Raw genomic sequence first — 11,564 nt, forward strand, 5'->3', positions numbered from 1 at the left:
GTTCCATTTCTCCTTATATAAAAGCAGCCTCTCCTTGTGGAGAGGCCTTGTTATTTTTTATTTAAAAATGATAAGCAAAACAAACAATCCCCATCTTGACGAACGCTACCATAATGAATGTTACAAATGTGGAAGCCTTCTTGATACAATCTAGCTAGATTATCGTAACCTTCACCGATATCTATTTGCTTTTGTACTTTTGTTTGACTACTTACCTTTTGATTATGACTTTTTGGCTTTGTTTCCAAATTGGTTTGGTCAAGGCGGCGACGCAAATGGTCATTTTCAATCTGTAAGTGATGATTTTCTTCAATTAGTTCAGCTAAATACTCTTTTAAGTCTCCTAATTGTTTGTATAAGTGACCAATTTGTTCCTCCATATTTGTAACCGAATCAAAAATCTCTTTTTTATCCACCTTTACCCACCTCGTTAATCTGTGGCTTGAAACGAAACAGCACCTTCATTAAGAATTTCATCTAATGTATACTCTAAGATTTGCTCACGATTTGATAATTCTACCTGTATAATACGCTCTAAAATATTTAGACCTATTACACGACCCGAACCTTCAGGAGTTTTAATGGTAGATCCAATATCCGGAAGCTGCTCTTTTGCTGTTTCGTATTCATCATTTTCGTATTTAAGACAGCACATAAGACGACCACACAACCCTGAAATTTTTGTAGGATTTAACGATAAGTTTTGGTCTTTTGCCATTTTAATTGAAACTGGCTCAAAATCTCCTAAGAAAGTTGAACAACAAAGCATTCTTCCACACGGGCCAATACCACCCAAGAGTTTTGCTTCATCTCTAACACCAATCTGACGTAATTCAATACGTGTACGGAAGATGGCTGCTAAATCCTTTACTAATTCTCTGAAGTCGATACGTCCATCTGCTGTAAAATAAAAGATTACCTTATTACGGTCAAATGTATATTCTACATCTACTAGCTTCATATCTAGATTATGTGCCTGAATTTTTTGAACGCATACATCATATGCTTCGCTAGCAGCTTGTTTGTTTTCTTCAACAATGAGCTTGTCTTTAGGCTCTGCAATACGAATGACTTTTTTAAGTGGTAGAACAACATCATGTTCACTGACTTGCTTTTTATTAATAACAACCCTACCGAATTCAACACCACGGATTGTTTCAACAATAACAAACTCCCCATCCGGTATTGTTAAATCACCAGGATCAAAATAATATATTTTACCCGCTTTTTTAAAGCGAACACCTACTACATCATACAAGCTTTTATCCCTCCTGCAAATCCAACACCAGCTGTTCCATTAATAACTGTATATTCATATTTGAATTTAATTTATTTTTAGCTCTTAAAATTACTTCAATCTTTGCAATAATTCTTTGTTGAGTAGCTTGAAGTGCATGAGATTTTAATTGGTCTTCTTTATAAAAATAAATAAGCATTGGCTCTTCTTCTACTTGCAACGTTAAAACATCGCGATACAGAAGCATTAGTAAATTTAACCCAATATGAGCTTGTTCTTTTTCTTTAAAATGAGGTACCCATTTTTCATGAATAAAGAGAAGCGCTTGTTGAGGTCTAGTTGTTAACACTTCATATAATTGTATCACTAACTTTCTTGCAAGTCCAAACCATTCATCTTCACTTAATTCAATTGCTTCTGTAATACTATTCGTTAAGTATGGCATTAGCGTTGCGTCTGCTTTGGAAAGATTATGGTTCATTAGTTGTTCAGCTAATTGTTTTTCTGTTAAAGAACGCAGAGAAATAACCTGACATCTAGATATAATGGTATCCAACAGCTTCTGAATAGTTTCCGTTAATAAGATTGCATATGTACCATCCGTTGGCTCTTCTAAAAACTTTAATAAGCTATTAGACGCACTTACTGTCATCTTATCAACATGATTAATAATATATAACTTTTTATTGGATTCAACACCAGTTTTTGTGAATTCAGCTTGCAAATATTGTACTTGCTCTTTTTTAATAGATAACCCATCTGGTTCAACAAAATGTACATCCGGATGATTGCCGGAATCAATTCTTTTACAGTTGATACATTCATAGCATGGTTCATGTTCATGAGGGTTTAAGCAAAACAATCGTTTTGCAAATAAAAAGCTAATCTCCTTTTTACCAGTTCCTTTACTTCCTTCAAGTAGGTAAGCATGAGCTACTCTATCTTTTACAATACTATTTTTTAACATCCTAAGAGCAGTTGGCTGGACACCTTCTAGCTCTCCCCACTTTTTGTTCATTTCATCACACTTTCTACTTCAATTGTAAGACTGTTTTTTAAAATTGATGAAATTGGTCAATTGGTAATACAAATACCGTTGCGCCTCCAACCTCTACTTCAACTGGATAAGGAATATATGAATCTGCATTACCACCCATTGGAGAGACTGGGGAAATAAATTGATTACGATTTTCACATTCACCTTTAATAATATCTAAAACAGTTTGAACTTTTTCATCTTTTGTTCCAATCATGATAGTTGTATTTCCAGATTTTAAAAACCCACCGGAACTAGATAATTTCGTTGAGCGAAAACCTTTTTCAACTAATGCATTTAACAACTTTGTACTATCCGAGTCTTGTATAACTGCAATTACTAATTTCATGAATATGCACCTCATTATGAACTTATTTACTTTATTATATCAAGAATTATTAGCTTTCAAAAATCTTCTTAACACATCACATATATCATTGTATACATCATCAACGCTTTGTTCAGCATTAATTTCCTTAATACGATTTGGAAATTGATTTAATAAAAGTTTATATCCTTCTCTTACTTTATAATGGAAGTCGATTTTCTCTAAGTCTAAACGATTAATTTCATGACTACGGCCTTTTTCTATTCGCTGCAATCCTATTTCAGGCCTTATGTCTAAATAAAAAGTTAAATCTGGTATAAGATCATCAATAGCAAATTGATTAATTGTCAATACTTCTTCAATCCCTAATCCTCTTGCGTACCCTTGATATGCGAGAGAACTATCAATAAATCGATCACATATTACTACTTTACCCTGTTCTAACATGGGGATAACTTTTTCAACTAAATGTTGTCTTCTAGCTGCCGCATATAAAAGGGCTTCTGTTCTACCGTCCATTTCTTTATTTCTAGGACTTAAAATAACTTCACGAATTTGCTCTGCAATTGAAATGCCACCCGGTTCTCTTGTCAGAACAACCTCTACTCCTTTTTCTTTTAACATACTTTCAACCATTTGAATAACCGTTGTTTTTCCAGCACCTTCAGGCCCTTCAAATGTAATAAAAATTCCTGTTTGCATCTCAATTCCCCTTTTATGTAAACACACGAATGAATCCATGTCTTATATTTTTACTTCCTTGTATTTTACCTTTAAAAAATAAGATTTGCTTTAAATACTTTAAATGATGCATTGAGATTTTTTCACCTTCTAACAACAGTGGAATACCTGGTGGGTAAGGTATAATGGTTTCGGCACATATCTTTCCTAAAGCATTTTCTAGTGAAATTATCTCTGTTTCATTTGTATGATTATATATTTTTTGTGTAATTTTTTCAGGGTAGTAAAGAGTATCAATCTTATCCTTTTCAAACCCACTTTGTGCCTTTAATCCAACTGCTTTTTTTATTCGAAATAACGTATCACTAAAATCAAATGATGATGATAAAGGTAGCACTAATAAGACATACAAAGGATCTGCCAGCTCTGTATATACTCCTTCCGCTTCTAAAGCTTCCTGAAGCTCATAACCAGTTAATTGTGTAGATGATAAGGTAAGTTTTAATAAATCCACTTTAAGATTCTCCTGCTTTAACTTTACAATAGAAAGAGTATCAAGCAGATTGACTTCCTCATAAAATCCTTTTAAATTAGCTTTAATTTTTTCCGTACCTTCATTTTTTAAGCACTGTACATAATAGCGTGCAATATCTAAAGAAACCATAATAGGATAAGAAGGACTACTGGATTGTAAAGCTCCTAAAAGATAAGATAATCTAGGTTTATTAATAAGGTTTCCCTTTACATGTAAATATGAGCCCATCGTCATTGCTGGTAGTGTCTTATGAGCGGATTGGATGACAATATCTGCACCAAACTCTGTAGCTGACTTTGGAAAAGGAGCTCCTAAAATAAAATGAGCACCGTGAGCTTCATCGACAACAACCGGAATAGAATGTTTGTGTGCCAATGAAACAATCGGAGCTAAGTCAGTTGAAACACCGTAATAAGTGGGGTTTGTTAAAACAATTGCTTTTACCGAACTAGGTGCGGTTTTAAGGGCTTGTTTGATATCTTCAACATTTATACCTATCGTTAATTGCGAAGTCAAATCAACGTCAGGAGAAACAAAGATAGCATTAGCTTTTGCTAAGTTAATTGCATTAAAAATTGATTTATGTGAATCTCTTTGAACAATAATACTATCTCCTTCTTCACAAAGAGATAATATAGCAGATAAATTACCTACAGTAGAGCCATTCACTAAAAAATATGTTTGATCTACGCCATATAGATTGGCAGCTAATATCTGAGAATCTTGAATAGCTTCTTCTGCTTCATGTAAATCATCTAATCCTGTTATTTCTGTTAAATCATATTTTAAGAACTGTAGAAAATCTTTTTCAATGTCTTCAGGAAAGACATATCCACTCTTATGTCCCGGTACATGATAAGATAATGGCTTTTTAGCAATATGATTTAGAACACAATTATATAAAGGCAGTTTGCTTCGTAGATATTCCAAACTTATAATCTCCTTTTATTTCTTACACATTTATAAATAAAGACTGTGTTTATTATAACAAATTCATAAGAGTTTTTTCATCATGCAAAAAAGCCCTTAAAAAGGACTTCAGCTTTATTTATAAATTTCTATTTTCTTTAATTGATTTAAAATATCATCATATTGTTGGTTTGATAAATTTACTTCTGTAATATCTTTTTCACAGTGTTGACATATCAATGAAGAAAAAATTGTAATACCCTTAACCGTTTTTTCATTACAAACTAAGCAAACCGTATCATGATTTTTTCCGTTCATTATTCTACACCTCCACTATGTCATTGTGGACCATTTATTTATTTCCTATACCTATGCTACATTTAAGTCTACAATACATTATACGCAGATAGCTTATACCTTGTTAAACTAAAATAAAAAGACTAGCTAATTTTAGCTAGTCTTTTAAATGTGCCTGGCAACGTCCTACTCTCACAGGGACAAAGTCCCAACTACCATCGGCGCTAGAGAACTTAACTTCCGTGTTCGGCATGGGAACGGGTGTGACCTCTCTGCTATCGCCACCAGACATGAATTGAGATTATTCTCTCAAAACTAGATAACATATTTGCTGAGTACTAAGTTTACTGTCTAGCTACGGCTCCTAATTGTTCGGTCGTTTCACTTCTGTTATTGAAACCAAAGAGCGGTTTCCCTATCAGAAGCTCCAACGCCTTTCACAATTGAACAGTCGCCTTCGCTTTTCTAATTTGGTTAAGTCCTCGATCGATTAGTATCAGTCAGCTACACACGTCGCCGTGCTTCCACCTCTGACCTATCAACCTGATCATCTTTCAGGGATCTTACTAGCTTGCGCTATGGGAAATCTCATCTTGAGGGGGGCTTCATGCTTAGATGCTTTCAGCACTTATCCCGTCCACACATAGCTACCCAGCGATGCCTTTGGCAAGACAACTGGTACACCAGCGGTGTGTCCATCCCGGTCCTCTCGTACTAAGGACAGCTCCTCTCAAATTTCCTACGCCCACGACGGATAGGGACCGAACTGTCTCACGACGTTCTGAACCCAGCTCGCGTACCGCTTTAATGGGCGAACAGCCCAACCCTTGGGACCGACTACAGCCCCAGGATGCGATGAGCCGACATCGAGGTGCCAAACCTCCCCGTCGATGTGGACTCTTGGGGGAGATAAGCCTGTTATCCCCGGGGTAGCTTTTATCCGTTGAGCGATGGCCCTTCCATGCGGAACCACCGGATCACTAAGCCCGACTTTCGTCCCTGCTCGACTTGTAGGTCTCGCAGTCAAGCTCCCTTGTGCCTTTACACTCTACGAATGATTTCCAACCATTCTGAGGGAACCTTTGGGCGCCTCCGTTACTCTTTAGGAGGCGACCGCCCCAGTCAAACTGCCCACCTGACACTGTCTCCCAGCCCGATTAGGGCTGTGGGTTAGAATTTCAATACAACCAGGGTAGTATCCCACCGACGCCTCCACCGAAGCTAGCGCTCCGGCTTCTCAGGCTCCTACCTATCCTGTACAAGCTGTACCAAAATTCAATATCAGGCTACAGTAAAGCTCCACGGGGTCTTTCCGTCCTGTCGCGGGTAACCTGCATCTTCACAGGTACTATAATTTCACCGAGTCTCTCGTTGAGACAGTGCCCAGATCGTTACGCCTTTCGTGCGGGTCGGAACTTACCCGACAAGGAATTTCGCTACCTTAGGACCGTTATAGTTACGGCCGCCGTTTACTGGGGCTTCGATTCAGAGCTTCTCCCAAAGGATAACCCCTCCTCTTAACCTTCCAGCACCGGGCAGGCGTCAGCCCCTATACTTCGCCTTGCGGCTTCGCAGAGACCTGTGTTTTTGCTAAACAGTCGCCTGGGCCTATTCACTGCGGCTCTCTCGGGCTATACACCCTACCAGAGCACCCCTTCTCCCGAAGTTACGGGGTCATTTTGCCGAGTTCCTTAACGAGAGTTCTCTCGATCACCTTAGGATTCTCTCCTCGCCTACCTGTGTCGGTTTGCGGTACGGGCACCTCCCGCCTCGCTAGAGGCTTTTCTTGGCAGTGTGGAATCAGGAACTTCGGTACTATATTTCCCTCGTCATCACAGCTCAGCCTTATGATGAGCGGATTTGCCTACTCATCAGCCTAACTGCTTGAACGCGCATATCCAGCAGCGCGCTTACCCTATCCTCCTGCGTCCCCCCATTACTCAAACGGCGGGGAGGTGGTACAGGAATATCAACCTGTTGGCCATCGCCTACGCTTTTCAGCCTCGGCTTAGGTCCCGACTAACCCTGAGCGGACGAGCCTTCCTCAGGAAACCTTAGGCATTCGGTGGACAAGATTCTCACTTGTCTTTCGCTACTCATACCGGCATTCTCACTTCTAAGCGCTCCACCAGTCCTTACGGTCTAGCTTCGCAGCACTTAGAACGCTCTCCTACCACTGACATCAAAGATGTCAATCCACAGCTTCGGTGATACGTTTAGCCCCGGTACATTTTCGGCGCAGAGTCACTCGACCAGTGAGCTATTACGCACTCTTTAAATGGTGGCTGCTTCTAAGCCAACATCCTGGTTGTCTAAGCAACTCCACATCCTTTTCCACTTAACGTATACTTGGGGACCTTAGCTGGTGGTCTGGGCTGTTTCCCTTTTGACTACGGATCTTATCACTCGCAGTCTGACTCCCACGGATAAGTCTTTGGCATTCGGAGTTTGACTGAATTCGGTAACCCGTTGGGGGCCCCTAGTCCAATCAGTGCTCTACCTCCAAGACTCTCACTACGTGAGGCTAGCCCTAAAGCTATTTCGGAGAGAACCAGCTATCTCCAGGTTCGATTGGAATTTCTCCGCTACCCACACCTCATCCCCGCACTTTTCAACGTGCGTGGGTTCGGGCCTCCATTCAGTGTTACCTGAACTTCACCCTGGACATGGGTAGATCACCTGGTTTCGGGTCTACAACCACATACTAAACGCCCTATTCAGACTCGCTTTCGCTACGGCTCCGTCTCTTCAACTTAACCTTGCATGGGATCGTAACTCGCCGGTTCATTCTACAAAAGGCACGCCATCACCCATTAACGGGCTCTGACTACTTGTAGGCACACGGTTTCAGGATCTCTTTCACTCCCCTTCCGGGGTGCTTTTCACCTTTCCCTCACGGTACTGGTTCACTATCGGTCACTAGGGAGTATTTAGCCTTGGGAGATGGTCCTCCCAGCTTCCGACGGAATTTCACGTGTTCCGCCGTACTCAGGATCCACTCAAGAGGGAACGAAGTTTCAACTACAGGGTTGTTACCTTCTTTGACGGGCCTTTCCAGACCTCTTCATTTACCTCGTTCCTTTGTAACTCCGTATAGAGTGTCCTACAACCCCAAGAGGCAAGCCTCTTGGTTTGGGCTAATTCCGTTTCGCTCGCCGCTACTCAGGAAATCGCATTTGCTTTCTCTTCCTCCGGGTACTTAGATGTTTCAGTTCCCCGGGTCTGCCTTCAATATCCTATGTATTCAGATAAAGATACTGCTCCATTACGAACAGTGGGTTTCCCCATTCGGAAATCTCCGGATCAAAGCTTACTTACAGCTCCCCGAAGCATATCGGTGTTAGTCCCGTCCTTCATCGGCTCCTAGTGCCAAGGCATTCACCGTGCGCCCTTTCTAACTTAACCATTAGCGAATAAATGGTGCAACTTGCGTTGCGTTATTTATTGGTTTGATTAAAGAAAAGTTTCACTTTTCCTCAGCTATTACTGTTATCTAGTTTTCAAAGAACAATCGCACTCAAAATTCTTCTTATTAGATAAGAAGAAAGTGATGTACTTTCTATTAATGAGAGATTGAACTCTCAAAACTGAACAAAGCTTCAAAACGTACGTCTTGTAAAAATCCTTAGAAAGGAGGTGATCCAGCCGCACCTTCCGATACGGCTACCTTGTTACGACTTCACCCCAATCATCTGTCCCACCTTAGGCGGCTGGCTCCATAAAGGTTACCCCACCGACTTCGGGTGTTACAAACTCTCGTGGTGTGACGGGCGGTGTGTACAAGGCCCGGGAACGTATTCACCGCGGCATGCTGATCCGCGATTACTAGCGATTCCAGCTTCATGTAGGCGAGTTGCAGCCTACAATCCGAACTGAGAATGGTTTTATGGGATTGGCTTGACCTCGCGGTCTTGCAGCCCTTTGTACCATCCATTGTAGCACGTGTGTAGCCCAGGTCATAAGGGGCATGATGATTTGACGTCATCCCCACCTTCCTCCGGTTTGTCACCGGCAGTCACCTTAGAGTGCCCAACTTAATGCTGGCAACTAAGATCAAGGGTTGCGCTCGTTGCGGGACTTAACCCAACATCTCACGACACGAGCTGACGACAACCATGCACCACCTGTCACTCTGTCCCCCGAAGGGGAACGCTCTATCTCTAGAGTTGTCAGAGGATGTCAAGACCTGGTAAGGTTCTTCGCGTTGCTTCGAATTAAACCACATGCTCCACCGCTTGTGCGGGCCCCCGTCAATTCCTTTGAGTTTCAGTCTTGCGACCGTACTCCCCAGGCGGAGTGCTTAATGCGTTAGCTGCAGCACTAAAGGGCGGAAACCCTCTAACACTTAGCACTCATCGTTTACGGCGTGGACTACCAGGGTATCTAATCCTGTTTGCTCCCCACGCTTTCGCGCCTCAGCGTCAGTTACAGACCAAAAAGCCGCCTTCGCCACTGGTGTTCCTCCACATCTCTACGCATTTCACCGCTACACGTGGAATTCCGCTTTTCTCTTCTGCACTCAAGTTCCCCAGTTTCCAATGACCCTCCACGGTTGAGCCGTGGGCTTTCACATCAGACTTAAGAAACCGCCTGCGCGCGCTTTACGCCCAATAATTCCGGATAACGCTTGCCACCTACGTATTACCGCGGCTGCTGGCACGTAGTTAGCCGTGGCTTTCTGGTTAGGTACCGTCAAGGTACAAGCAGTTACTCTTGTACTTGTTCTTCCCTAACAACAGAGTTTTACGACCCGAAAGCCTTCATCACTCACGCGGCGTTGCTCCGTCAGACTTTCGTCCATTGCGGAAGATTCCCTACTGCTGCCTCCCGTAGGAGTCTGGGCCGTGTCTCAGTCCCAGTGTGGCCGATCACCCTCTCAGGTCGGCTATGCATCGTTGCCTTGGTGAGCCGTTACCTCACCAACTAGCTAATGCACCGCGGGCCCATCTGTAAGTGATAGCCGAAACCATCTTTCAATTTTCTCTTATGCAAGAGAAAATGTTATCCGGTATTAGCTCCGGTTTCCCGGAGTTATCCCAGTCTTACAGGCAGGTTGCCCACGTGTTACTCACCCGTCCGCCGCTAACGTCATAGAAGCAAGCTTCTAATCAGTTCGCTCGACTTGCATGTATTAGGCACGCCGCCAGCGTTCATCCTGAGCCAGGATCAAACTCTCCGAAGAAATGTTTGACTTGCTCATAAAAGTTTAAAAAAATTAACGTTGACGTTTGTCGCTTTGTTCAGTTTTCAAAGTTCAATTGGTGGAGCCTAGCGGGATCGAACCGCTGACCTCCTGCGTGCAAGGCAGGCGCTCTCCCAGCTGAGCTAAGGCCCCATAAATGGTCGGGAAGACAGGATTCGAACCTGCGACCCCTTGGTCCCAAACCAAGTGCTCTACCAAGCTGAGCTACTTCCCGTTTATGGCGCGCCCGAGAGGAGTCGAACCCCTAACCTTTTGATCCGTAGTCAAACGCTCTATCCAATTGAGCTACGGGCGCTTATTAAAATGGTGCCGAGGGCCGGACTTGAACCGGCACGGTAGTCACCTACCGCAGGATTTTAAGTCCTGTGTGTCTGCCAATTCCACCACCCCGGCAGGACTTATTTGTGGAGCGGAAGACGAGGTTCGAACTCGCGACCCCCACCTTGGCAAGGTGGTGTTCTACCACTGAACTACTTCCGCGCATTATGAAATTAAATGGTGCGGGTGAAGGGACTTGAACCCCCACGTCGTAAAGACACTAGATCCTAAGTCTAGCGCGTCTGCCAATTCCGCCACACCCGCATGTGTGTATTTAAAATGGTGAGCCATGAAGGACTCGAACCTTCGACCCTCTGATTAAAAGTCAGATGCTCTACCAACTGAGCTAATGGCTCGAAAATGGTGCCGGCAAGAGGACTTGAACCCCCAACCTACTGATTACAAGTCAGTTGCTCTACCAGTTGAGCTACACCGGCAACATATTCATGGTGGAGGATGACGGGATCGAACCGCCGACCCCCTGCTTGTAAGGCAGGTGCTCTCCCAGCTGAGCTAATCCTCCATTATATAACAGCCTGGCAACGTCCTACTCTCACAGGGACAAAGTCCCAACTACCATCGGCGCTAGAGAACTTAACTTCCGTGTTCGGCATGGGAACGGGTGTGACCTCTCTGCTATCGCCACCAGACATATTATATTATATAATACTTTTGAAAAAAAGCAAGACTTTTTTTATCTTGTTCTTTCAAAACTAGATAACAATTTGCTGAGTACTTCGTGTACTATCATTTGGTTAAGTCCTCGATCGATTAGTATCAGTCAGCTACACACGTCACCGTGCTTCCACCTCTGACCTATCAACCTGATCATCTTTCAGGGATCTTACTAGCTTGCGCTATGGGAAATCTCATCTTGAGGGGGGCTTCATGCTTAGATGCTTTCAGCACTTATCCCGTCCACACATAGCTACCCAGCGATGCCTTTGGCAAGACAACTGGTACACCAGCGGTGTGTCCATCCCGGTCCTCTCGTACTAAGGACAGCTCCTCTCAAATTTC

At 42.8% G+C, this 11,564-nt stretch carries 7 protein-coding genes, 9 tRNA genes and 5 rRNA genes (1 of these 21 only partly in view); all 21 read right to left on the reverse strand.

The annotated features are described in order from the left end of the window. Positions 1 to 50: 50 nt before the first annotated feature. The gene (gene yabA / locus V2145_RS17270; RefSeq protein WP_025909809.1) at positions 51 to 416 is read right to left on the reverse strand and encodes a DNA replication initiation control protein YabA; all 366 of its coding nucleotides are present in this window, start codon (positions 414 to 416) and stop codon (positions 51 to 53) included. 14 nt (positions 417 to 430) lie between these two features. Next, positions 431 to 1,258, reverse strand: a complete 828-nt coding sequence (locus V2145_RS17275) for a PSP1 domain-containing protein (RefSeq protein ID WP_094913143.1) — start codon at positions 1,256 to 1,258, stop codon at positions 431 to 433. Between the two features lie 4 nt (positions 1,259 to 1,262). Further along, on the reverse strand, positions 1,263 to 2,255 hold the full coding sequence (gene holB / locus V2145_RS17280) for a DNA polymerase III subunit delta' (RefSeq protein ID WP_094913144.1): 993 nt from the start codon (positions 2,253 to 2,255) through the stop codon (positions 1,263 to 1,265). Between the two features lie 37 nt (positions 2,256 to 2,292). Then, entirely contained in the window at positions 2,293 to 2,622 is a 330-nt protein-coding gene (locus V2145_RS17285) for a cyclic-di-AMP receptor (protein ID WP_311859910.1), read from the reverse strand. Positions 2,623 to 2,661: 39 nt separating this feature from the next. Next, positions 2,662 to 3,303 carry a dTMP kinase gene (gene tmk / locus V2145_RS17290; protein ID WP_094913146.1) on the reverse strand — a complete coding sequence of 214 codons (642 nt, stop codon included), beginning with the start codon at positions 3,301 to 3,303 and terminating at the stop codon, positions 2,662 to 2,664. A gap of 13 nt (positions 3,304 to 3,316) precedes the next feature. Next, positions 3,317 to 4,747, reverse strand: coding sequence for an aminotransferase class I/II-fold pyridoxal phosphate-dependent enzyme (locus V2145_RS17295; protein WP_311859911.1), 1,431 nt, complete (start codon positions 4,745 to 4,747; stop codon positions 3,317 to 3,319). 114 nt (positions 4,748 to 4,861) lie between these two features. Further along, on the reverse strand, positions 4,862 to 5,044 hold the full coding sequence (locus tag V2145_RS17300; protein WP_094913148.1) for a sigma factor G inhibitor Gin: 183 nt from the start codon (positions 5,042 to 5,044) through the stop codon (positions 4,862 to 4,864). 152 nt (positions 5,045 to 5,196) lie between these two features. Next, positions 5,197 to 5,312 (reverse strand): 5S ribosomal RNA (rrf, locus tag V2145_RS17305). Between the two features lie 181 nt (positions 5,313 to 5,493). Next, a 23S ribosomal RNA gene (locus V2145_RS17310) occupies positions 5,494 to 8,428 on the reverse strand. A 224-nt stretch (positions 8,429 to 8,652) separates the two neighbouring features. Continuing rightward, a 16S ribosomal RNA gene (locus V2145_RS17315) occupies positions 8,653 to 10,205 on the reverse strand. 77 nt (positions 10,206 to 10,282) lie between these two features. Next, positions 10,283 to 10,358: transfer RNA gene (locus tag V2145_RS17320), tRNA-Ala, on the reverse strand. Positions 10,359 to 10,363: 5 nt separating this feature from the next. After that, positions 10,364 to 10,440, reverse strand: a tRNA-Pro gene (locus tag V2145_RS17325). Between the two features lie 4 nt (positions 10,441 to 10,444). Next, positions 10,445 to 10,521 (reverse strand) — tRNA-Arg (locus tag V2145_RS17330). Positions 10,522 to 10,530: 9 nt separating this feature from the next. Then, positions 10,531 to 10,619, reverse strand: a tRNA-Leu gene (locus V2145_RS17335). A 12-nt stretch (positions 10,620 to 10,631) separates the two neighbouring features. Then, positions 10,632 to 10,706: transfer RNA gene (locus V2145_RS17340), tRNA-Gly, on the reverse strand. A gap of 16 nt (positions 10,707 to 10,722) precedes the next feature. Further along, positions 10,723 to 10,808: transfer RNA gene (locus V2145_RS17345), tRNA-Leu, on the reverse strand. Positions 10,809 to 10,824: 16 nt separating this feature from the next. After that, positions 10,825 to 10,900: transfer RNA gene (locus V2145_RS17350), tRNA-Lys, on the reverse strand. 5 nt (positions 10,901 to 10,905) lie between these two features. After that, positions 10,906 to 10,981: transfer RNA gene (locus tag V2145_RS17355), tRNA-Thr, on the reverse strand. A gap of 10 nt (positions 10,982 to 10,991) precedes the next feature. Then, a tRNA-Val gene (locus V2145_RS17360) sits at positions 10,992 to 11,067 on the reverse strand. An 11-nt stretch (positions 11,068 to 11,078) separates the two neighbouring features. Further along, positions 11,079 to 11,194 (reverse strand): 5S ribosomal RNA (rrf, locus tag V2145_RS17365). Positions 11,195 to 11,295: 101 nt separating this feature from the next. Further along, positions 11,296 to 11,564: ribosomal RNA gene (locus tag V2145_RS17370) — 23S ribosomal RNA — on the reverse strand; it runs 2,666 nt beyond the window's last position. Together the 16S, 23S and 5S rRNA genes with 9 tRNA genes alongside form the textbook arrangement of a ribosomal RNA operon.

This window comes from Priestia sp. GS2 (assembly GCF_036409025.1).
GTDB classification, from domain to species: Bacteria; Bacillota; Bacilli; order Bacillales; family Bacillaceae_H; genus Priestia; species Priestia aryabhattai_A.